This window comes from Enterobacter sp. 22499 (genome assembly GCF_052044815.1).
Classification (GTDB): domain Bacteria; phylum Pseudomonadota; class Gammaproteobacteria; order Enterobacterales; family Enterobacteriaceae; genus Enterobacter; species Enterobacter bugandensis.
This window is the reverse complement of the sequence record NZ_JBQENR010000014.1, coordinates 1-18,070: the sequence shown is the minus strand read 5'-3', so window position 1 is coordinate 18,070 and position 18,070 is coordinate 1. Positions and strand designations below refer to the sequence as shown.

Annotated in this window: 36 protein-coding genes; 2 read left to right on the top strand and 34 right to left on the bottom strand. The window is 50.2% G+C overall.

Annotated features, from left to right (window positions below; all coding sequences use genetic code 11):
• The first annotated feature begins 45 nt into the window (after positions 1-45).
• Entirely contained in the window at positions 46-456 is a 411-nt protein-coding gene (gene mscL / locus ACTJI7_RS22675) for a large-conductance mechanosensitive channel protein MscL (RefSeq protein ID WP_028014631.1), read from the top strand.
• On the opposite strand, the gene ACTJI7_RS22670 is transcribed toward mscL, so the two are convergent.
• From ACTJI7_RS22670 to rpsJ, 31 genes are all read right to left on the bottom strand, one after another.
• Entirely contained in the window at positions 457-672 is a 216-nt protein-coding gene (locus tag ACTJI7_RS22670; protein WP_045630326.1) for an alternative ribosome-rescue factor A, read from the bottom strand. It lies immediately after the preceding gene.
• A 57-nt stretch (positions 673-729) separates the two neighbouring features.
• Positions 730-1,155, bottom strand: coding sequence for a Zn(2+)-responsive transcriptional regulator (gene zntR / locus ACTJI7_RS22665; RefSeq protein WP_028014633.1), 426 nt, complete (start codon positions 1,153-1,155; stop codon positions 730-732).
• 2 nt (positions 1,156-1,157) lie between these two features.
• Positions 1,158-1,526 carry a DUF1992 domain-containing protein gene (locus ACTJI7_RS22660; RefSeq protein ID WP_045630324.1) on the bottom strand — a complete coding sequence of 123 codons (369 nt, stop codon included), beginning with the start codon at positions 1,524-1,526 and terminating at the stop codon, positions 1,158-1,160.
• A gap of 107 nt (positions 1,527-1,633) precedes the next feature.
• On the bottom strand, positions 1,634-2,017 hold the full coding sequence (gene rplQ, locus ACTJI7_RS22655; protein WP_001216368.1) for a 50S ribosomal protein L17: 384 nt from the start codon (positions 2,015-2,017) through the stop codon (positions 1,634-1,636).
• A 40-nt stretch (positions 2,018-2,057) separates the two neighbouring features.
• Complete coding sequence (locus tag ACTJI7_RS22650) at positions 2,058-3,047, bottom strand: DNA-directed RNA polymerase subunit alpha (RefSeq protein ID WP_002919219.1); 990 nt, start codon at positions 3,045-3,047, stop codon at positions 2,058-2,060.
• Positions 3,048-3,072: 25 nt separating this feature from the next.
• Positions 3,073-3,693: a 30S ribosomal protein S4 gene (gene rpsD / locus ACTJI7_RS22645; RefSeq protein WP_004868345.1), complete on the bottom strand. Its 621-nt coding sequence runs from the start codon at positions 3,691-3,693 to the stop codon at positions 3,073-3,075.
• A gap of 32 nt (positions 3,694-3,725) precedes the next feature.
• Positions 3,726-4,115 carry a 30S ribosomal protein S11 gene (gene rpsK, locus ACTJI7_RS22640; RefSeq protein ID WP_003863312.1) on the bottom strand — a complete coding sequence of 130 codons (390 nt, stop codon included), beginning with the start codon at positions 4,113-4,115 and terminating at the stop codon, positions 3,726-3,728.
• 16 nt (positions 4,116-4,131) lie between these two features.
• Positions 4,132-4,488 carry a 30S ribosomal protein S13 gene (gene rpsM / locus ACTJI7_RS22635; protein ID WP_013099021.1) on the bottom strand — a complete coding sequence of 119 codons (357 nt, stop codon included), beginning with the start codon at positions 4,486-4,488 and terminating at the stop codon, positions 4,132-4,134.
• A gap of 146 nt (positions 4,489-4,634) precedes the next feature.
• Positions 4,635-4,751: a 50S ribosomal protein L36 gene (gene rpmJ / locus ACTJI7_RS22630; protein WP_000868187.1), complete on the bottom strand. Its 117-nt coding sequence runs from the start codon at positions 4,749-4,751 to the stop codon at positions 4,635-4,637.
• Between the two features lie 31 nt (positions 4,752-4,782).
• Entirely contained in the window at positions 4,783-6,114 is a 1,332-nt protein-coding gene (gene secY / locus ACTJI7_RS22625; RefSeq protein WP_003863305.1) for a preprotein translocase subunit SecY, read from the bottom strand.
• 7 nt (positions 6,115-6,121) lie between these two features.
• Entirely contained in the window at positions 6,122-6,556 is a 435-nt protein-coding gene (gene rplO, locus ACTJI7_RS22620) for a 50S ribosomal protein L15 (protein ID WP_014885468.1), read from the bottom strand.
• A 3-nt stretch (positions 6,557-6,559) separates the two neighbouring features.
• Positions 6,560-6,739 carry a 50S ribosomal protein L30 gene (gene rpmD / locus ACTJI7_RS22615; protein ID WP_003863301.1) on the bottom strand — a complete coding sequence of 60 codons (180 nt, stop codon included), beginning with the start codon at positions 6,737-6,739 and terminating at the stop codon, positions 6,560-6,562.
• 6 nt (positions 6,740-6,745) lie between these two features.
• The gene (gene rpsE, locus ACTJI7_RS22610; protein WP_003863299.1) at positions 6,746-7,246 is read right to left on the bottom strand and encodes a 30S ribosomal protein S5; all 501 of its coding nucleotides are present in this window, start codon (positions 7,244-7,246) and stop codon (positions 6,746-6,748) included.
• A 14-nt stretch (positions 7,247-7,260) separates the two neighbouring features.
• The gene (gene rplR, locus ACTJI7_RS22605; RefSeq protein ID WP_003863297.1) at positions 7,261-7,614 is read right to left on the bottom strand and encodes a 50S ribosomal protein L18; all 354 of its coding nucleotides are present in this window, start codon (positions 7,612-7,614) and stop codon (positions 7,261-7,263) included.
• Between the two features lie 9 nt (positions 7,615-7,623).
• The gene (rplF, locus tag ACTJI7_RS22600; protein ID WP_003863296.1) at positions 7,624-8,157 is read right to left on the bottom strand and encodes a 50S ribosomal protein L6; all 534 of its coding nucleotides are present in this window, start codon (positions 8,155-8,157) and stop codon (positions 7,624-7,626) included.
• A gap of 12 nt (positions 8,158-8,169) precedes the next feature.
• A complete protein-coding gene (gene rpsH, locus ACTJI7_RS22595) occupies positions 8,170-8,562 on the bottom strand; it encodes a 30S ribosomal protein S8 (RefSeq protein ID WP_006178918.1) in 393 nt (130 codons plus the stop codon).
• A 30-nt stretch (positions 8,563-8,592) separates the two neighbouring features.
• Complete coding sequence (rpsN, locus tag ACTJI7_RS22590; protein ID WP_003863291.1) at positions 8,593-8,898, bottom strand: 30S ribosomal protein S14; 306 nt, start codon at positions 8,896-8,898, stop codon at positions 8,593-8,595.
• Between the two features lie 14 nt (positions 8,899-8,912).
• A complete protein-coding gene (gene rplE / locus ACTJI7_RS22585) occupies positions 8,913-9,452 on the bottom strand; it encodes a 50S ribosomal protein L5 (RefSeq protein ID WP_001096202.1) in 540 nt (179 codons plus the stop codon).
• 14 nt (positions 9,453-9,466) lie between these two features.
• Positions 9,467-9,781, bottom strand: a complete 315-nt coding sequence (rplX, locus tag ACTJI7_RS22580; RefSeq protein WP_003863287.1) for a 50S ribosomal protein L24 — start codon at positions 9,779-9,781, stop codon at positions 9,467-9,469.
• A gap of 10 nt (positions 9,782-9,791) precedes the next feature.
• On the bottom strand, positions 9,792-10,163 hold the full coding sequence (gene rplN / locus ACTJI7_RS22575; protein WP_002919748.1) for a 50S ribosomal protein L14: 372 nt from the start codon (positions 10,161-10,163) through the stop codon (positions 9,792-9,794).
• 166 nt (positions 10,164-10,329) lie between these two features.
• Positions 10,330-10,584, bottom strand: a complete 255-nt coding sequence (gene rpsQ, locus ACTJI7_RS22570; RefSeq protein WP_008503489.1) for a 30S ribosomal protein S17 — start codon at positions 10,582-10,584, stop codon at positions 10,330-10,332.
• Positions 10,584-10,775: a 50S ribosomal protein L29 gene (gene rpmC / locus ACTJI7_RS22565; protein WP_003863282.1), complete on the bottom strand. Its 192-nt coding sequence runs from the start codon at positions 10,773-10,775 to the stop codon at positions 10,584-10,586. The genes rpsQ and rpmC overlap by 1 nt, the downstream gene beginning before the upstream one ends.
• Positions 10,775-11,185: a 50S ribosomal protein L16 gene (gene rplP, locus ACTJI7_RS22560; RefSeq protein WP_002919759.1), complete on the bottom strand. Its 411-nt coding sequence runs from the start codon at positions 11,183-11,185 to the stop codon at positions 10,775-10,777. The genes rpmC and rplP overlap by 1 nt, the downstream gene beginning before the upstream one ends.
• A gap of 12 nt (positions 11,186-11,197) precedes the next feature.
• Positions 11,198-11,899, bottom strand: coding sequence for a 30S ribosomal protein S3 (gene rpsC, locus ACTJI7_RS22555; protein ID WP_000529945.1), 702 nt, complete (start codon positions 11,897-11,899; stop codon positions 11,198-11,200).
• A gap of 17 nt (positions 11,900-11,916) precedes the next feature.
• Positions 11,917-12,249, bottom strand: coding sequence for a 50S ribosomal protein L22 (gene rplV, locus ACTJI7_RS22550; protein ID WP_002919773.1), 333 nt, complete (start codon positions 12,247-12,249; stop codon positions 11,917-11,919).
• 14 nt (positions 12,250-12,263) lie between these two features.
• Complete coding sequence (rpsS, locus tag ACTJI7_RS22545; protein ID WP_001138117.1) at positions 12,264-12,542, bottom strand: 30S ribosomal protein S19; 279 nt, start codon at positions 12,540-12,542, stop codon at positions 12,264-12,266.
• 16 nt (positions 12,543-12,558) lie between these two features.
• Positions 12,559-13,380: a 50S ribosomal protein L2 gene (gene rplB / locus ACTJI7_RS22540; protein WP_000301859.1), complete on the bottom strand. Its 822-nt coding sequence runs from the start codon at positions 13,378-13,380 to the stop codon at positions 12,559-12,561.
• A gap of 17 nt (positions 13,381-13,397) precedes the next feature.
• Positions 13,398-13,700 (bottom strand): 50S ribosomal protein L23, encoded by a 303-nt coding sequence (gene rplW / locus ACTJI7_RS22535; RefSeq protein ID WP_000617546.1) that lies wholly within the window; start codon positions 13,698-13,700, stop codon positions 13,398-13,400.
• Positions 13,697-14,302, bottom strand: coding sequence for a 50S ribosomal protein L4 (gene rplD, locus ACTJI7_RS22530; protein WP_000424395.1), 606 nt, complete (start codon positions 14,300-14,302; stop codon positions 13,697-13,699). Before rplD ends, rplW begins: the two co-directional genes overlap by 4 nt.
• Before the next feature lie 10 nt (positions 14,303-14,312).
• A complete protein-coding gene (gene rplC, locus ACTJI7_RS22525; RefSeq protein WP_003863274.1) occupies positions 14,313-14,942 on the bottom strand; it encodes a 50S ribosomal protein L3 in 630 nt (209 codons plus the stop codon).
• Positions 14,943-14,974: 32 nt separating this feature from the next.
• Entirely contained in the window at positions 14,975-15,286 is a 312-nt protein-coding gene (gene rpsJ, locus ACTJI7_RS22520; protein ID WP_001181005.1) for a 30S ribosomal protein S10, read from the bottom strand.
• 381 nt (positions 15,287-15,667) lie between these two features.
• On the opposite strand from rpsJ, the gene ACTJI7_RS22515 reads away from it, so the two are divergent.
• On the top strand, positions 15,668-16,141 hold the full coding sequence (locus ACTJI7_RS22515) for a prepilin peptidase (RefSeq protein ID WP_063155252.1): 474 nt from the start codon (positions 15,668-15,670) through the stop codon (positions 16,139-16,141).
• On the opposite strand, the gene bfr is transcribed toward ACTJI7_RS22515, so the two are convergent.
• From bfr to tuf, 3 genes are all read right to left on the bottom strand, one after another.
• Positions 16,125-16,601, bottom strand: a complete 477-nt coding sequence (bfr, locus tag ACTJI7_RS22510) for a bacterioferritin (protein ID WP_028014636.1) — start codon at positions 16,599-16,601, stop codon at positions 16,125-16,127. The genes ACTJI7_RS22515 and bfr overlap by 17 nt on opposite strands.
• Before the next feature lie 72 nt (positions 16,602-16,673).
• Positions 16,674-16,868: a bacterioferritin-associated ferredoxin gene (gene bfd, locus ACTJI7_RS22505; protein WP_003863268.1), complete on the bottom strand. Its 195-nt coding sequence runs from the start codon at positions 16,866-16,868 to the stop codon at positions 16,674-16,676.
• A gap of 176 nt (positions 16,869-17,044) precedes the next feature.
• On the bottom strand, positions 17,045-18,070 hold a 1,026-nt coding region (tuf, locus tag ACTJI7_RS22500; protein ID WP_440670974.1), incomplete at its 5' end, for an elongation factor Tu.

Below are 18,070 nucleotides of genomic sequence, written 5' to 3'. Positions count from 1 at the left end.
TCATTTGTTAAACTTATAGTCGTCAGCTGGCACAAGGAGAACATAATGAGTTTTATTAAAGAATTTCGCGAATTTGCGATGCGCGGGAACGTGGTTGATTTGGCAGTGGGTGTCATTATTGGTGCGGCATTCGGCAAGATTGTTTCATCATTAGTAGCGGACATCATCATGCCACCTTTAGGGCTGCTAATCGGGGGCATTGATTTCAAACAGTTCGCGTTCACGCTGCGTGAAGCCCAGGGTGATATCCCGGCAGTTGTAATGCACTACGGCGTGTTTATCCAGAACGTATTTGATTTCGTGATTGTGGCGTTTGCTATCTTTATGGCTATCAAGCTGATTAACCGGCTCAACCGTAAAAAAGAAGAGCCAGCAGCAGCGCCTGCACCAACGAAAGAAGAAGTGTTACTGAGTGAAATTCGCGATCTGTTAAAAGAGCAAAATAACCGCGTTTAATCAGCAGTTAAAAACAGGAAGGCCAGTGGTAAATAAGCGATTGGCTTGCTTGCCACTGGCCTCCCAGTTACCCCGTTTTGCATGTTTGTCTTTACGCAGATAACTCCCCTTCCCTTTTTTATTCTTTTCAACGCGCTGTCGAAAAAGCGGGTCGTGAAGTAAAGCCTCGATGGCATTATCTTTAATTTGTCCCTTCGTGTGCTGATAGCGGCTCATAATTTCTCCTGAGCATGGTTTATGACGACGGAAGTCTAGACCCGAGTAGATTAAAAATCAACATCCCCGAGTTTCTCCACTGGCTCCCTGTTCAAGGGCTTCCAGAATTGAACAATAAATACTGCTATGAGCCGTTCCGCAGCAGGCATCATTCAACCTTTGCAAAGAGCGCTGCATGGTTTGCAGTTCCAGAATACGGGCTTCAACTTCATCAAGCCGGGCTTGTACGATGCTTTTGGATTCCTGACAAGTGTGATGCTCAGGATCGATGCGGATCGATAATAACTCGCGGATCGAATCAAGCGTGAAGCCAAGCTGTCGGGCGTAGCGTATGAATCTTAGACGTTGCAGATCGTTATCGGTATAAAGCCGAAAGCCGCCTTCCGTGCGTACCTCATGATCGATCATCTGCTGCTTTTCGTAATATCGGATAGTGTCCGGCGTTACGTTCGCGAGCTTTGCAAGTTCACCGATACGGTACATCGCTACTCCTCGTTTATCTTCTTCATCAATATTTCACCGTATTCCCCATGCAGGAATTCCGTGCTCATTCCTGCCTGGCGCAGCTTGAGCTCGATCAGGGCAAGCCTGCGGCTAAGTTCTTTATGTCGAGGATCGTCCTGACGGATCCCTTTTAGCAGATCGACAAGTTCAACAGCCTCTCTGCGCTGCTCAAGCTCGGGCGGGAGGCAGCCAGCATTTTTTAGCAAACGGTATCCAGCCCGGAGTTCAGGCGCAATATGCGAATCATCTTCCAGTTCAAGAGGTTCGCCGCTCCCGGGAAGATTGTCGAAATCGCCTTTATTTTGGGCATCGCGAATATGGCGTTCTGCCCACTGATCAAGCAACCACATCATCAGCTCCAGGGGATGAACAAAATTGATACAGGTATTGTAGAGAAGTGGGGATAATGCGGATATAAAAAAACCCGCCGAGGCGGGTTTTTTTACGTTACTGCAGATTACTCTGCAGCAGCTTCTGCTTTCTCTGAACGATCAACCAGCTCGATGTAAGCCATCGGCGCGTTGTCGCCTGCACGGAAACCACACTTCAGAATGCGAGTGTAACCACCGGCACGGCTCGCGAAACGCGGGCCCAGTTCGTTAAACAGTTTTGCCACGATCTCGTTATCACGAGTACGGGCGAATGCCAGACGACGATTAGCAACGCTGTCAGTCTTGGCAAGAGTAATCAGCGGCTCAACTACGCGACGCAGCTCTTTCGCTTTAGGCAGGGTCGTCTTGATGATTTCATGACGAACCAGTGAACCTGCCATGTTGCGGAACATAGCCTGGCGATGGCTGCTGTTGCGGTTCAGTTGACGACCACTCTTACGATGGCGCATGACCTTATCCTTCTCAGTAAAACCTTAACCTGTGATCCGGTTACTCGTCAGCAATGCTTGCCGGTGGCCAGTTTTCCAGGCGCATGCCCAGAGACAGACCACGTGAAGCCAGCACGTCTTTAATCTCGGTAAGAGATTTTTTACCCAGGTTCGGCGTTTTCAGCAACTCAACCTCGGTACGCTGTACCAGATCACCGATATAGTGGATAGCTTCTGCCTTGAGGCAGTTAGCAGAGCGGACAGTCAATTCGAGATCGTCAACAGGGCGCAGCAGGATCGGATCGAATTCTGGTTTCTCTTCTTTCACTTCTGGCTGACGTACATCACGTAAGTCAACGAAAGCTTCCAGTTGTTCTGCCAGGATGGTTGCCGCACGACGAATCGCCTCTTCAGGATCGATTGTGCCGTTGGTTTCCATTTCGATGACCAGCTTGTCCAGGTCGGTACGCTGTTCTACACGCGCTGCTTCAACATTGTAGGCAATACGCTCTACAGGGCTGTAGCATGCGTCGACCAGCAGACGGCCGATTGGGCGCTCATCTTCTTCCGAATGAATTCGGGCAGAAGCCGGCACATAACCACGACCGCGCTGAACTTTGATACGCATGCTAATAGCTGCGTTCTCATCGGTCAGGTGGCAGATCACGTGCTGCGGCTTGACGATTTCAACATCACCGTCGTGGGTGATGTCGGCTGCAGTCACAGGGCCAATGCCAGATTTATTCAGAGTAAGAATAACTTCATCTTTACCCTGAACTCTCACCGCCAGCCCTTTCAGGTTGAGCAGGATTTCAAGGATATCTTCCTGAACGCCTTCTTTGGTGCTGTACTCATGAAGTACACCATCAATCTCAACCTCGGTCACCGCGCAACCCGGCATCGATGAGAGCAGAATACGGCGCAGTGCGTTACCCAGAGTATGGCCAAAGCCACGCTCTAAAGGCTCAAGGGTCACCTTGGCGTGCGTCGAACTCACTTGCTCGATATCTACCAGGCGCGGTTTTAGAAACTCTGTCACAGAACCCTGCATTGTGTCCTCTCTTTGGTACTAAGCTTTACTTGGAGTAAAGCTCGACGATCAGGTGTTCGTTAATGTCCGCAGACAGATCAGAACGCTCAGGCTGACGCTTGAACGTACCTTCCATCTTGCCAGCATCAACTTCCAGCCAGGTTGGCTTTTCACGCTGCTCAGCCAGCTCCAGAGCGGCCTTCACGCGAGATTGCTTTTTCGCTTTCTCACGAATGCTAACAACGTCATTCGCTTTAACCTGATAAGAAGCGATGTTAACAACACGACCGTTTACCATGATTGCTTTGTGGCTAACCAGCTGACGTGATTCAGCACGAGTAGCGCCGAAGCCCATACGGTATACAACGTTGTCCAGACGACCTTCCAGCAGAGCCAGCAGGTTTTCACCTGTGTTGCCTTTCAGACGTGCTGCTTCTTTATAGTAGTTACGGAACTGACGCTCCAGCACACCGTACATACGGCGAACTTTTTGCTTTTCACGCAACTGCACACCATAGTCAGACAGACGCGGTTTACGCGCACCGTGCTGGCCAGGAGCTTGTTCAATTTTACACTTGGTATCGATCGCGCGAACGCCAGACTTAAGGAATAAGTCGGTGCCCTCACGACGGCTCAGCTTGAGCTTAGGACCCAAATATCTTGCCATTTTCTATCTCCAACTAACCTAAAAAACGAGCGTTATACGCGACGTTTTTTCGGCGGACGACAACCGTTATGAGGGATCGGAGTCACATCAGTAATATTCGTGATGCGGAAACCAGCGGCGTTCAGAGCGCGAACAGTAGATTCACGACCCGGACCCGGACCTTTAACCATAACTTCCAGATTCTTGATGCCGTATTCTTTTACGGCTTCAGCGCAACGCTCTGCTGCAACCTGAGCTGCGAACGGAGTGGATTTGCGAGAACCACGGAAACCGGAACCACCGGCTGTTGCCCAACCCAATGCGTTACCCTGACGATCAGTAATAGTAACGATGGTGTTGTTGAAAGAAGCATGGATATGAGCCACGCCGTCAGAGACTTGTTTTCTTACACGTTTACGTGCACGAACTGGTGCCTTTGCCATTATTCAATCACCCCGATTATTTCTTGATCGGTTTGCGCGGACCCTTACGGGTACGTGCGTTGGTCTTAGTACGCTGACCGCGCACTGGCAGACCACGACGATGACGCAAACCGCGATAGCAACCAAGATCCATCAGGCGCTTGATGCTCATGCTGATTTCACGGCGCAGATCACCTTCAACGACAAATTTGGCAACTTCGTCACGCAGCGTGTCGATTTGTCCTTCAGACAGCTCACTGATCTTAACATCTTCAGCGATACCCGCTGCAGCCAGGATGGCTTTAGAACGGGTCTTGCCGATGCCGTAGATCGAAGTTAATGCGATCACAGCATGTTTCTGATCAGGAATGTTAATGCCTGCTATACGGGCCACTATGCACTCCTACTATTTAATATGTACGCACCATGCTGAAAAGCCCGTTTTCAGGATACTCAAATGGAAACGTACAGACATACAAAAGATTGGCTGGCTAATCTAGCCAGCTCAACCCAACTTTGCAAGAAAAATATGCGAAATAATCAGCCTTGGCGCTGTTTATGCTTCGGCTCGGCACTGCAAATCACACGGATGACACCATCACGCTTAACGATTTTGCAGTTACGGCATAATTTCTTGACGGAAGCACGAACTTTCATTTTTACTCTCCGTAACTTCTCAGGCGACCAATTAGCGGCCGTAGCCTTTCAGGTTCGCCTTCTTCAATGCAGACTCATACTGACTGGACATCATCAGAGTTTGCACTTGAGCCATAAAGTCCATAATCACGACAACAACGATAAGCAGTGAGGTCCCACCGAAGTAGAACGGTACTTTCATTGCATCACGCATGAACTCCGGGATCAGGCAGATAAAAGTAATATAAAGCGCACCAACCAAAGTCAGGCGGGTCATTACTTTATCGATATACTTCGCCGTTTGCTCTCCCGGACGAATTCCTGGTACAAATGCACCGGACTTCTTCAGGTTATCTGCTGTTTCACGCGGGTTGAAGACCAACGCCGTGTAGAAGAAACAGAAGAAGATGATCGCAGACGCATAGAGTAACACATAAAGTGGTTGCCCAGGCTGCAAATACAGCGAAATTGTTGTCAGCCAGTTCCAACCAGTACCGCCCCCGAACCATGACGCGATGGTTGCCGGGAACAGAATAATACTGGAAGCGAAGATAGCCGGGATAACCCCCGCCATATTCACTTTCAGCGGTAAATGTGTGCTCTGTGCAGCATAGACACGACGACCCTGCTGACGCTTAGCGTAGTTCACCACAATGCGGCGTTGACCACGTTCAACGAAGACAACAAAGAACGTCACTGCAAATACTAATACTGCAACCAACAGCAACAGGAGGAAGTGCAGGTCGCCTTGACGCGCTTGCTCGATAGTATGGGCGATGGCCGGCGGGAGTCCCGCAACGATACCGGCGAAGATAATGATTGAGATACCGTTACCGATACCACGCTCAGTAATCTGTTCGCCGAGCCACATCAGGAACATCGTCCCTGTGACCAGACTAACAACAGCGGTGAAATAGAATGCAAAGCCTGGGTTTAATACCAGGCCCTGCATACCAGGCATATTCGGCAGACCGGTAGCAATACCGATCGACTGGAATATTGCCAGCACCAGAGTACCGTAACGGGTGTACTGACTAATCTTACGACGTCCAGACTCCCCTTCTTTCTTCAGCTCTGCCAGGGCCGGATGAACGACCGTCAGCAGCTGGATAATAATCGATGCCGAAATGTACGGCATAATACCCAGAGCAAAGATAGAAGCACGGCTGAGAGCACCACCAGAGAACATGTTGAACATTTCAATGATGGTGCCTCGCTGTTGCTCAAGCAGTTTGGCAAGTACAGCGGCATCGATACCAGGGATCGGAATAAAAGAGCCAATACGGAACACAATCAGCGCGCCGATAACAAACAGCAGTCTGCGTTTCAGCTCGCCAAATCCACCTTTGGCACTTTGAAAATCTAATCCCGGTTGCTTAGCCATCTGCTACTTATTCCTCAATTTTACCGCCAGCAGCTTCGATAGCAGCACGAGCACCTTTAGTAACACGCAGGCCACGAACAGTTACCGGAGTAGAAACTTCACCAGACAGGATCACTTTCGCGAACTCAATCTGAATACCGATAATGTTAGCCGCTTTCAGCGTGTTCAGGTCTACAACGCCGCCTTCAACTTTCGCCAGGTCAGACAGACGGATTTCCGCTGTGATCGCTGCTTTGCGAGAGGTGAAGCCGAACTTCGGCAGACGACGGTACAGTGGCATCTGGCCACCCTCGAAACCGCGACGTACGCCACCGCCAGAACGAGAGTTCTGACCTTTGTGACCACGACCACCGGTTTTGCCGAGGCCAGAACCGATACCACGACCCAGGCGTTTACCCGCCTTTTTAGAGCCTTCGGCCGGAGACAGAGTATTTAAACGCATCTCTTACTCCTCAACTTTAACCATGAAGTAAACCGCGTTGACCATACCACGAACAGCAGGAGTATCCTCGCGCTCAACGGTATGACCAATACGACGCAGACCCAGGCCAAGCAGCGTTGCCTTGTGTTTCGGCAGACGACCGATTGCACTGCGGGTTTGAGTGATTTTAATAGTCTTTGCCATGGTCAATTACCCCAGAATTTCTTCAACGGATTTACCACGCTTGGCAGCGACCATTTCTGGAGAATTCATATTTTCCAGGCCATCAATAGTTGCACGAACCACGTTGATCGGGTTGGTGGAACCATATGCTTTAGCCAGAACGTTATGAACCCCAGCAACTTCCAGAACGGCGCGCATTGCACCACCGGCGATGATACCGGTACCTTCTGAAGCTGGCTGCATGAATACACGAGAACCCGTGTGAACACCTTTAACTGGGTGCTGCAGGGTACCGTTGTTCAGCGCGACGTTAATCATATTGCGACGGGCTTTTTCCATCGCTTTCTGGATCGCTGCTGGAACTTCACGCGCTTTACCGTAACCAAAACCAACGCGACCGTTACCATCGCCTACTACAGTCAGAGCTGTGAAGGAGAAAATACGACCACCTTTAACGGTTTTAGATACGCGGTTTACCGCGATCAGCTTTTCCTGCAGTTCGCCAGCCTGTTTTTCGATGTGAGCCATCTTACACCTCTACCTTAGAACTGAAGGCCAGCTTCACGGGCAGCATCTGCCAGTGCCTGGACACGACCATGATATTGGAACCCGGAACGGTCAAAGGAAACATTGCTGATGCCTTTTTCCAGAGCGCGTTCTGCAACAGCTTTACCTACAGCTGCAGCGGCGTCTTTGTTACCGGTGTACTTCAATTGTTCTGAGATAGCTTTTTCTACAGTAGAAGCAGCTACCAGAACTTCAGAACCGTTCGGTGCAATTACCTGTGCGTAAATATGACGCGGGGTACGATGTACCACCAGGCGAGTTGCACCCAGCTCTTTGAGCTTGCGGCGTGCGCGGGTCGCACGACGGATACGAGCAGATTTCTTATCCATAGTGTTACCTTACTTCTTCTTAGCCTCTTTGGTACGCACGACTTCGTCGGCGTAACGAACACCCTTGCCTTTGTAAGGCTCAGGACGACGGTAGGCGCGCAGATCTGCTGCAACCTGACCGATCAGCTGTTTATCAGCGCCTTTCAGCACGATTTCAGTTTGAGTCGGACATTCTGCAGTGATACCGGCCGGCAGCGGATGCTCAACAGGGTGTGAGAAGCCCAGAGACAGGCCTACTGCATTCCCTTTGATAGCTGCACGATAACCTACACCAACCAGCTGAAGCTTTTTAGTGAAGCCTTCGGTAACACCAACAACCATTGAGTTCAGCAGGGCACGCGCGGTACCAGCCTGAGCCCATCCATCCACGAAACCATCACGTGGACCGAAGGTCAGAGCGTTATCTGCATGTTTAACTTCAACAGCTTTGTTGAGGGTACGAGTCAGCTCGCCGTTTTTACCTTTGATCGTAATAACCTGACCGTCGATTTTTACATCAACGCCGGCAGGAATAACGACCGGTGCTTTAGCAACACGAGACATTCTTTCCTCCGATTAGGCTACGTAGCAGATAATTTCGCCACCAAGACCAGCCTGGCGCGCTGCACGATCAGTCATAACACCTTTAGAGGTAGAAACAACTGCGATACCAAGGCCAGCCATAACTTTTGGCAGCTCATCTTTTTTCTTATAGATGCGCAGACCTGGGCGGCTGACACGCTGAATGCTTTCTACAACAGCTTTACCCTGGAAATACTTGAGAGTAAGTTCCAGTTCCGGCTTGGTGTCGCCTTCAACTTTAAAATCTTCGATAAAACCTTCTTCCTTCAGCACGTTGGCAATTGCCACTTTCAGCTTGGCGGAAGGCATGGTGACCGCAACTTTGTTCGCGGCCTGACCGTTACGGATACGGGTCAGCATATCCGCGATCGGATCTTGCATGCTCATCTGTCTTTACTCCCGTGATTCAATTGGTAATTACCAGCTAGCCTTTTTCAAGCCTGGCACTTCACCGCGCATGGCGGCTTCACGCAGTTTGATACGGCTCAACCCAAACTTGCCCACATAACCATGTGGACGACCTGTTTGACGACAGCGGTTACGCTGACGAGACGGGCTGGAATCACGCGGCAGAGACTGCAGCTTGAGAACCGCATTCCAACGATCTTCGTCGGAAGCGTTCACATCAGAAATGATCGCTTTCAGTTCAGCGCGTTTAGCGAAGAATTTATCAGCTAAAGCTACGCGCTTTACTTCGCGTGCTTTCATTGATTGCTTAGCCATTCAGTAACCCTACCTTACTTGCGGAACGGGAAGTCAAAGGCAGCCAGCAGAGCACGGCCTTCTTCGTCAGATTTCGCAGTAGTGGTAATGGTAATATCCAAACCACGCACGCGGTCGACTTTATCGTAGTCGATTTCTGGGAAGATGATCTGCTCACGGACACCCATGCTGTAGTTACCACGACCGTCGAAAGACTTCGCGGACAGGCCACGGAAGTCACGGATACGTGGAACAGCAATAGTGATCAGGCGCTCAAAGAACTCCCACATGCGTTCGCCACGCAGAGTTACTTTACAGCCGATCGGATAGCCCTGACGGATTTTGAAGCCTGCAACAGATTTGCGTGCTTTGGTGATCAGCGGTTTTTGACCGGAGATTGCTGTCAGATCAGCTGCTGCGTTATCCAGCAGTTTCTTGTCAGCGATCGCTTCACCAACACCCATGTTCAGGGTGATCTTCTCGACCCGAGGGACTTGCATGACAGAATTGTAGTTAAACTCGGTCATGAGTTTCTTAACTACTTCGTCTTTGTAGTAATCATGCAGTTTCGCCATCGTACTACTCCAAATTACTTGATAGTTTCGCTGTTAGACTTGAAGAAACGGACTTTTTTGCCGTCTTCGAATCTAAAGCCTACACGGTCAGCCTTACCGGTAGCCGCATTGAAGATTGCAACGTTAGAAACCTGAATAGCAGCTTCTTTTTCAACGATGCCGCCTGGTTGGTTCAGGGCCGGAACCGGCTTCTGATGTTTCTTAACCAGGTTGATACCTTCAACGACAAGTTTGCCGGAAGACAGAACATTTTTTACTTTACCGCGTTTACCTTTATCTTTACCGGTTAACACGATAACTTCGTCATCACGACGGATTTTCGCTGCCATGATTCGCTCCTTAGAGTACTTCTGGTGCCAGAGAGATAATTTTCATGAACTTCTCAGTACGAAGTTCACGAGTTACCGGCCCAAAGATACGCGTGCCGATAGGCTGCTCGCTGTTATTGTTTAAAATAACGCATGCATTACCATCGAAGCGAATGACAGAACCGTCAGGGCGACGAACACCCTTCTTGGTGCGCACCACTACCGCCTTCAGCACATCACCTTTTTTGACCTTACCACGTGGAATTGCTTCCTTGATGGTGATCTTGATGATGTCGCCTACGCCTGCGTAGCGACGGTGCGAGCCACCCAGAACCTTGATACACATTACGCGACGTGCACCGGAGTTGTCGGCGACGTTCAGCATAGTCTGTTCTTGGATCATTTTAGTGCTCCGCTAATGTCAACTACTACCTGAGACTCTAAAATCAGAGCCGTTAAAAAGCCCCATATCGAGGGCGCGGCATTATAACACCGCTTCTGCAATATGGGTAGAAAAAATAAACGGCTCATCGCTGAGCCGTTTATTCGTATTGAGAAGGCGTACTGTATTACAGAACCGCTTTCTCTACAACGCGAACCAGCGTCCAGGACTTAGTCTTGGACAGTGGACGGCATTCACGGATTTCAACCTTGTCGCCGATACCACATTCGTTGTTCTCGTCATGTACGTGCAGTTTGGTCGTACGCTTGATGAATTTACCGTAGATCGGGTGTTTCACAATACGTTCGATAGCTACAACAATGGATTTCTCCATTTTGTCGCTAACAACACGACCTTGCAGAGTACGGATTTTATCGGTCATTACGCACCCGCCTTCTGAGTCAGTAAAGTCTTAACGCGTGCAACATTGCGACGCACTTGCTTCAGCAGGTGAGTCTGTTGCAGCTGGCCACTTGCAGCCTGCATGCGCAGGTTGAACTGCTCACGCAGCAGGTTCAGCAGCTCAGCGTTCAGCTCTTCAACGCTTTTTTCACGCAGCTCTTTTGCTTTCATTACATCACCGTCTTAGTTACAAAGGTGGTTTTGATAGGCAGTTTCGCTGCTGCCAGGCCGAAGGCTTCACGGGCCAGCTCTTCCGGAACACCGTCCATTTCATAAAGGACTTTGCCCGGTTGGATCAAGGCAACCCAGTACTCCACGTTACCTTTACCTTTACCCATACGAACTTCCAGTGGCTTCTCGGTGATCGGTTTGTCCGGGAATACACGGATCCAGATCTTACCTTGACGCTTAACTGCACGGGTCATTGCACGACGTGCTGCTTCGATCTGACGTGCAGTCAGACGACCACGGCCAACAGCTTTCAGACCGAAAGTGCCGAAGCTAACATCCGTACCCTGCGCCAGACCACGGTTGCGGCCTTTGTGCACTTTACGGAATTTTGTACGCTTTGGTTGTAACATCAGCGACGCTCCTTATTTACGGCCTTTACGCTGCTGCTTTTTAGGTTGAGCAGCCGGTTTTTCCGGTTGTTCAACAGCAGCCATACCACCCAGGATCTCACCTTTGAAGATCCATACCTTAACGCCGATTACACCGTAAGTGGTGTGCGCTTCAGAGGTGTTGTAGTCGATGTCAGCACGCAGAGTGTGCAGCGGTACGCGACCTTCACGGTACCATTCGGTACGTGCGATTTCCGCGCCGCCCAGACGGCCGCTAACTTCAACTTTGATACCTTTAGCGCCCAGACGCATTGCGTTCTGTACAGCACGCTTCATAGCACGACGGAACATAACACGACGTTCCAGCTGAGAAGTGATGCTGTCAGCAACCAATTTAGCGTCCAGTTCAGGCTTACGAACTTCAGCGATATTGATCTGTGCAGGAACGCCAGCGATATCCGCTACGACCTTGCGCAGTTTTTCTACGTCTTCGCCTTTCTTACCGATAACGATGCCAGGACGAGCAGTGTGAATAGTCACACGGATGCTCTTCGCTGGACGCTCGATAACGATACGAGATACAGACGCTTTAGCCAGTTCCTTAGTCAGGTACTGACGTACTTTAAAATCGCTGTCCAGGTTGTCAGCGAATTCTTTGGTGTTCGCAAACCAGGTAGAGTTCCATGGTTTTACAATACCCAGGCGAATACCATTAGGATGTACTTTCTGACCCATTGCTAGTCTCCAGAGTCTCAGCGATCGGACACAACCACAGTAATGTGGCTGGTGCGCTTCAGGATGCGATCTGCACGACCTTTCGCACGCGGCATAATGCGCTTCATGCTTGGGCCTTCATCTACGAAAATTTTCGCGACTTTCAGATCGTCGATGTCAGCGCCATCGTTGTGTTCAGCGTTAGCAATGGCAGATTCCAGTACTTTCTTGACCAATACCGCAGCTTTCTTGTTGGTATAGGTCAGGATGTCCAGGGCCTGCGACACTTTCTTACCGCGAATCAGGTCAGCAACAAGGCGAACCTTCTGTGCAGAAGAACGAGCATGGCGATGTTGAGCTAAAGTTTCCATCTCTTCCTCCTACCTTATTTCTTCTTCGCTTTTTTATCAGCAGCGTGGCCGCGATAAGTACGAGTCGGTGCGAATTCACCCAGTTTGTGACCAACCATTTCGTCGGTAACAAAGACTGGAACGTGCTGACGACCATTATGGACAGCGATGGTCAAACCGATCATGTTAGGAAAGATCGTTGAACGACGGGACCAAGTGCGCAGGGGCTTCTTGTCTCCGCTTTCCACCGCTTTCTCTACCTTCTTCAGCAAGTGCAGGTCAATAAAAGGACCTTTCTTGAGAGAACGTGGCATGGCTTATCCTCTAAAATTATTTGCTACGGCGACGTACGATAAATTTATCAGTACGCTTGTTGCTGCGGGTCTTCTTACCTTTGGTCTGAACGCCCCACGGAGTTACCGGGTGCTTACCAAAGTTACGACCTTCACCACCACCATGTGGGTGGTCGACTGGGTTCATCGCAGTACCGCGAACGGTAGGACGAACACCACGCCAGCGTGCAGCACCAGCTTTACCCAGAACGCGCAGCATATGCTCAGCATTGCCAACTTCGCCCAGAGTAGCGCGGCAGTCTGCTTCGACTTTACGCATTTCACCAGAACGCAGACGCAGGGTGACATAAGCACCGTCACGCGCAACGATCTGAACGTAAGTACCAGCGGAACGTGCCAGCTGACCGCCTTTACCTGGTTTCATTTCTACGTTATGAACGGTAGAACCAACCGGGATATTGCGCATCGGCAGGGTGTTGCCTGCTTTGATTGCAGCATCAACACCAGACTGAATCTGGTCGCCAGCTTTCAGGCCTTTAGGGGCCAGGATGTAACGGCGTTCGCCGTCTTTGTACAGAACCAGCGCGATGTTCGCGGAACGGTTCGGATCGTACTCAAGACGTTCAACAACTGCTGGGATACCGTCTTTGTTGCGTTTGAAGTCAACAATACGATAAGCCTGCTTGTGGCCACCACCGATGTGACGAGTGGTGATACGGCCATTGTTGTTACGACCACCGGATTTGCTGTTTTTTTCCAGCAACGGAGCAAAAGGTTTGCCCTTGTGCAGCTCAGGGTTAACCACTTTAACTACGTGGCGACGACCCGGAGATGTCGGTTTACATTTAACAACTGCCATTGTATTACTCCTCCGACTTACTCAGCGCCGCCAACGAAGTCCAGGTTCTGGCCTTCTTTCAGGGTGACGTAAGCTTTTTTCCAGTCGCTACGACGACCGATACGCTGTCCGTGACGTTTAACTTTCCCTTTAACTACCAGGGTGTTAACGACTTCGACTTCGACTTCAAACAGTTTCTGCACAGCAGCTTTGATCTCTGCTTTGGTCGCGTCTTTAGCAACTTTGAGAACGATGGTGTTTGTTTTTTCCATCGCAGTAGACGCTTTTTCAGAAACGTGCGGTGCGCGAAGCACCTTCAGCAGACGTTCTTCACGAATCATGCCAGCATCTCCTCAACTTGCTTAACAGCATCAGCAGTCATTACGACTTTGTCGAAGGCGATCAGGCTAACCGGGTCGATACCTGTCGCATCGCGTACGTCAACCTTGTGCAGGTTACGTGCGGCCAGGAACAGGTTCTCGTCCAGCTCACCGGTGATGATCAGCACATCTTCCAGAGCCATGTCTTTCAGTTTCTGTGCCAGCAGCTTAGTTTTAGGCGCTTCAACAGAGAACTTCTCGACAACGATCAGACGATCCTGACGTACCAGTTCGGACAGGATGCTTTTCAGCGCGCCGCGGTACATCTTTTTGTTAACTTTTTGACTGTGGTCCTGTGGACGCGCAGCGAAGGTCACGCCACCTGAACGCCAGATCGGGCTCTTGATAGAACCTGAACGCGCACGGCCGGTACCTTTCTGGCGCCATGGCTTTTTGCCAGAACCAGTTACTTCAGCACGAGTCTTCTGAGCACGAGTACCCTGACGAGCACCAGCTGCATAAGCAACAACAACCTGGTGAACCAGCGCTTCGTTGAAATCACGACCGAAGGTAGTTTCGGAAACAGTCAGCGCGCTCTGCGCGTCTTTCAATACTAATTCCATTGCTATCCCCTTACGCCTTCACAGCTGGTTTAACGATCAGGTCGCTACCGGTTGCACCCGGGACCGCACCTTTAACCAGCAGCAGGTTGCGCTCAGCGTCAACACGTACTACGTCCAGGCTCTGAACGGTTACACGTTCGTTACCCAGCTGACCTGCCATTTTCTTGCCTTTGAACACTTTGCCCGGAGTCTGGTTCTGACCGATAGAACCCGGAACGCGGTGAGACAAGGAGTTACCGTGAGTAGCGTCCTGGGTACGGAAGTTCCAGCGCTTAACGGTACCAGCAAAACCTTTACCTTTAGAGGTACCGGTTACGTCAACTTTTTTAACGTCAGCAAACAGCTCAACGCTAATGTCCTGACCTACGGTGAACTCTTCGCCTTCAGCAAGACGGAATTCCCACAGACCACGGCCAGCTTCTACGCCAGCTTTAGCGAAGTGACCCGCTTCTGGTTTGGTTACACGGTTAGCTTTTTTAGCACCAGTGGTAACCTGAATAGCGCGGTAGCCATCGTTAGCCAGATCTTTAACCTGAGTAACGCGGTTTGCTTCAACTTCGATTACGGTTACTGGGATAGAAACGCCATCTTCAGTGAAGATGCGGGTCATACCCACTTTTTTACCGACTAAACCAATCATTGTTTCAACCTCTCAATCGCTCGATGACCTGATTAACCCAGGCTGATCTGCACGTCTACACCGGCAGCCAGATCCAGACGCATCAGAGCATCAACGGTTTTCTCAGTTGGCTCAACGATGTCAACCAGACGCTTGTGAGTGCGGATTTCGTACTGATCGCGCGCGTCTTTGTTGACGTGCGGGGAGATCAGAACGGTGAAGCGCTCTTTGCGGGTCGGCAGCGGGATCGGACCACGGACTTGCGCACCAGTGCGCTTAGCAGTCTCGACGATTTCCGCGGTTGATTGATCGATCAGACGATGATCAAACGCTTTAAGGCGGATACGGATTCTTTGGTTCTGCATGAGACCAGAGCTCCAATTATTTTATAAACGAAAATGATTACTCCTCAAACCCATTACGATTGATGGGAGAGTGTAACCGTTCTTACGTAGCCCCCCAATTGGGAGCATTGTTGAGTAACAAAATGAGCTACTCTGGTTCTGATTGAACCCGCCGTCAATTACGACAAGCCCGCGCATTATACGTAAATCAGAGAAAGACGCAAGTGCCGTTTAGAAATTAAGCGTCAAAGGCTCAGTATGCGTAGGACTGCGCAACTTTTTACGCCGTATATCCTTTCTGAATTTTTTTATTTGAAGCCGCTACGCAATTGCTGTTTTTGTGCGTTGCCGGACAGGCAGATTGTAACGAGTATGCGCTCAAAACCTTTTGAGGCCTTTTCCATGCTAACCACCCTCCCCTTCCTGATGATCTATTTTTCTCTGACGGCCTTACTCGTACGCGCTGATATTCGCGATGGTTTGCTGCCCGATAAATTTCTCTGCCCGCTGCTCTGGACGGGCCTGCTCTACCAGGTCTTTATCCATCCTGATTTTCTGCCGAGTGCCGTAATGGGGGCGGTGGCTGGATATCTTGGTTTTGCCTTGATTTACTGGGGCTATCGGCTTATCTGCCGGCGGGAAGGAATGGGATATGGCGATGTGAAGTATCTGGCAGGACTTGGTGCGTGGCATGGCTGGTGCATACTGCCTACGCTGGCGTTACTCGCCGCGCTTATGGCGTTGCTTTGCATTCTTGTTTTTTCATTTCTCACCCCAGATAAAGGAGCATTAAAAAACCCACTGCCTTTTGGACCATTTCTGGCAGCAGCGGGTTTATGCGTTGGATGGGAAAATCTGATTAATTTTCCACTTTGATCTGAGACTGTAGGTAGTTCTGAAGGCCAATTTTGCTAATGAGATCCAGCTCGGTTTCCAGCCAGTCAATGTGGCCTTCTTCATCGGCAAGGATCTGGATCATCATATCGCGGCTCACATAGTCATGGACGCTGTCAGCATAAGCAATGGCTTCGCGCAGATCTTTCGCACCTTCCAGCTCCAGCCGGAGGTCAGAACGCAGCATCTCTTCGACATCCTCACCGATGCCCAGCTTGCCGAGATCCTGCAGGTTTGGGATGCCTTCAAGGAATAAGATACGCTCGATGTATTTATCGGCGTGTTTCATCTCATCTATAGATTCATGGTACTCAACGTCATTCAGACGTGTCAGACCCCAGTTTTTAAACATTCTCGCGTGAAGAAAGTACTGGTTGATTGCGACAAGCTCATTTCCCAATAATTTATTGAGATAACTTATGATTTTAACATCACCTTTCATTATATAGTCCCTCCGCTTCCACTCATTGAAGCGTAGAACGGGCTACGGGGATGTCAAAAAAAAGATAGAGGCTTACGCGATCTCTTTGAATTCCGGGATCTGCATCAATTCGTCCTGCATGATCTCACGCGCTGCGCGAACGCATTTACCGCATTGATTTCCCACCGGAACAAATTTGCGAAGCTGCTGGAAAGATTGTGGCTGAAACTGGCGAACGGCCTGACGAATTTTCTTGTCGCTTACACCATTACATAAACAAACGTACATAGAGACTCCCGTTCAAAATATGCGCAAAGTGTAAGTGAGAATGGTTATGATTACAATAGCACATACGCCAGGATACGGGCCGGGAGCGGTTAAAAAATGCGAAATTTTGTGACAAGGAAAGGTACAGAAAACAAAAAAGGACGCCGAAGCGTCCTTTTTTATTCAGGGATAATTAATTAGCCCAGAACTTTAGCAACAACGCCCGCGCCAACGGTACGGCCGCCTTCACGGATTGCGAAACGCAGACCGTCGTCCATCGCGATTGGGTGGATCAGAGTCACAACCATCTTGATGTTGTCGCCTGGCATTACCATCTCTACGCCTTCTGGCAGTTCGATGGTACCGGTCACGTCAGTTGTACGGAAGTAGAACTGTGGACGGTAGCCTTTGAAGAACGGAGTATGACGGCCGCCTTCGTCTTTGGACAGGATGTACACTTCAGATTCGAACTTGGTGTGTGGCTTGATTGAGCCTGGCTTCGCCAGAACCTGACCACGTTCGATTTCTTCACGTTTGATACCACGCAGCAGAACACCAACGTTCTCACCAGCACGGCCTTCGTCCAGCAGTTTGCGGAACATTTCAACGCCAGTACAGGTAGACTTCGCAGTCTCTTTGATACCAACGATTTCAACTTCTTCACCAACTTTGATGATACCGCGCTCTACACGACCGGTAACAACGGTACCACGACCGGAGATGGAGAATACGTCTTCGATTGGCAGCAGGAATGGCTTGTCAATCGCACGCTCTGGTTCTGGGATGTAAGAATCCAGGAAGCCAGCCAGTTCGATGATTTTCGCTTCCCACTCTGCTTCGCCTTCCAGCGCTTTCAGCGCGGAACCGCGAACGATTGGAGTGTCGTCGCCCGGGAAATCGTACTGAGACAGCAGTTCACGAACTTCCATCTCTACCAGTTCCAGCAGCTCTTCGTCATCAACCATGTCGCATTTGTTCAGGAACACGATGATGAAAGGAACGCCTACCTGACGACCCAGCAGGATGTGCTCACGAGTCTGAGGCATTGGGCCGTCAGTCGCAGCAACAACCAGGATCGCGCCGTCCATCTGCGCAGCACCGGTGATCATGTTTTTAACATAGTCGGCGTGGCCTGGGCAGTCTACGTGTGCGTAGTGGCGAGTCGGGGTGTCGTACTCAACGTGAGAGGTGTTGATGGTGATACCACGAGCTTTTTCTTCTGG

Coding starts and splice junctions, on each gene's coding strand:
- rpsN (WP_003863291.1), bottom strand. CDS start 8,898: ATGGCTAAGCAATCAATGAAAGCACGCGAAGTAAAGCGCGTAGCTTTA.
- rplX (WP_003863287.1), bottom strand. CDS start 9,781: ATGGCAGCGAAAATCCGTCGTGATGACGAAGTTATCGTGTTAACCGGT.
- rplP (WP_002919759.1), bottom strand. CDS start 11,185: ATGTTACAACCAAAGCGTACAAAATTCCGTAAAGTGCACAAAGGCCGC.
- rpsJ (WP_001181005.1), bottom strand. CDS start 15,286: ATGCAGAACCAAAGAATCCGTATCCGCCTTAAAGCGTTTGATCATCGT.
- rplF (WP_003863296.1), bottom strand. CDS start 8,157: ATGTCTCGTGTTGCTAAAGCACCGGTCGTTATTCCTGCCGGCGTTGAT.
- rpmC (WP_003863282.1), bottom strand. CDS start 10,775: ATGAAAGCAAAAGAGCTGCGTGAAAAAAGCGTTGAAGAGCTGAACGCT.
- rplN (WP_002919748.1), bottom strand. CDS start 10,163: ATGATCCAAGAACAGACTATGCTGAACGTCGCCGACAACTCCGGTGCA.
- rpsS (WP_001138117.1), bottom strand. CDS start 12,542: ATGCCACGTTCTCTCAAGAAAGGTCCTTTTATTGACCTGCACTTGCTG.
- rplC (WP_003863274.1), bottom strand. CDS start 14,942: ATGATTGGTTTAGTCGGTAAAAAAGTGGGTATGACCCGCATCTTCACT.
- mscL (WP_028014631.1), top strand. CDS start 46: ATGAGTTTTATTAAAGAATTTCGCGAATTTGCGATGCGCGGGAACGTG.
- rpsC (WP_000529945.1), bottom strand. CDS start 11,899: ATGGGTCAGAAAGTACATCCTAATGGTATTCGCCTGGGTATTGTAAAA.
- bfd (WP_003863268.1), bottom strand. CDS start 16,868: ATGTACGTTTGTTTATGTAATGGTGTAAGCGACAAGAAAATTCGTCAG.
- rplR (WP_003863297.1), bottom strand. CDS start 7,614: ATGGATAAGAAATCTGCTCGTATCCGTCGTGCGACCCGCGCACGCCGC.
- secY (WP_003863305.1), bottom strand. CDS start 6,114: ATGGCTAAGCAACCGGGATTAGATTTTCAAAGTGCCAAAGGTGGATTT.
- rpsQ (WP_008503489.1), bottom strand. CDS start 10,584: ATGACCGATAAAATCCGTACTCTGCAAGGTCGTGTTGTTAGCGACAAA.
- rplW (WP_000617546.1), bottom strand. CDS start 13,700: ATGATTCGTGAAGAACGTCTGCTGAAGGTGCTTCGCGCACCGCACGTT.
- ACTJI7_RS22515 (WP_063155252.1), top strand. CDS start 15,668: ATGCTAACCACCCTCCCCTTCCTGATGATCTATTTTTCTCTGACGGCC.
- rplV (WP_002919773.1), bottom strand. CDS start 12,249: ATGGAAACTTTAGCTCAACATCGCCATGCTCGTTCTTCTGCACAGAAG.
- rplQ (WP_001216368.1), bottom strand. CDS start 2,017: ATGCGCCATCGTAAGAGTGGTCGTCAACTGAACCGCAACAGCAGCCAT.
- rpsH (WP_006178918.1), bottom strand. CDS start 8,562: ATGAGCATGCAAGATCCGATCGCGGATATGCTGACCCGTATCCGTAAC.
- rpsK (WP_003863312.1), bottom strand. CDS start 4,115: ATGGCAAAGGCACCAGTTCGTGCACGTAAACGTGTAAGAAAACAAGTC.
- bfr (WP_028014636.1), bottom strand. CDS start 16,601: ATGAAAGGTGATGTTAAAATCATAAGTTATCTCAATAAATTATTGGGA.
- rplB (WP_000301859.1), bottom strand. CDS start 13,380: ATGGCAGTTGTTAAATGTAAACCGACATCTCCGGGTCGTCGCCACGTA.
- ACTJI7_RS22660 (WP_045630324.1), bottom strand. CDS start 1,526: ATGTGGTTGCTTGATCAGTGGGCAGAACGCCATATTCGCGATGCCCAA.
- ACTJI7_RS22650 (WP_002919219.1), bottom strand. CDS start 3,047: ATGCAGGGTTCTGTGACAGAGTTTCTAAAACCGCGCCTGGTAGATATC.
- rpsE (WP_003863299.1), bottom strand. CDS start 7,246: ATGGCTCACATCGAAAAACAGGCTGGCGAACTGCAGGAAAAGCTGATC.
- rpmD (WP_003863301.1), bottom strand. CDS start 6,739: ATGGCAAAGACTATTAAAATCACTCAAACCCGCAGTGCAATCGGTCGT.
- rpmJ (WP_000868187.1), bottom strand. CDS start 4,751: ATGAAAGTTCGTGCTTCCGTCAAGAAATTATGCCGTAACTGCAAAATC.
- rplO (WP_014885468.1), bottom strand. CDS start 6,556: ATGCGTTTAAATACTCTGTCTCCGGCCGAAGGCTCTAAAAAGGCGGGT.
- rpsD (WP_004868345.1), bottom strand. CDS start 3,693: ATGGCAAGATATTTGGGTCCTAAGCTCAAGCTGAGCCGTCGTGAGGGC.
- rplE (WP_001096202.1), bottom strand. CDS start 9,452: ATGGCGAAACTGCATGATTACTACAAAGACGAAGTAGTTAAGAAACTC.
- ACTJI7_RS22670 (WP_045630326.1), bottom strand. CDS start 672: ATGAGCCGCTATCAGCACACGAAGGGACAAATTAAAGATAATGCCATC.
- zntR (WP_028014633.1), bottom strand. CDS start 1,155: ATGTACCGTATCGGTGAACTTGCAAAGCTCGCGAACGTAACGCCGGAC.
- rplD (WP_000424395.1), bottom strand. CDS start 14,302: ATGGAATTAGTATTGAAAGACGCGCAGAGCGCGCTGACTGTTTCCGAA.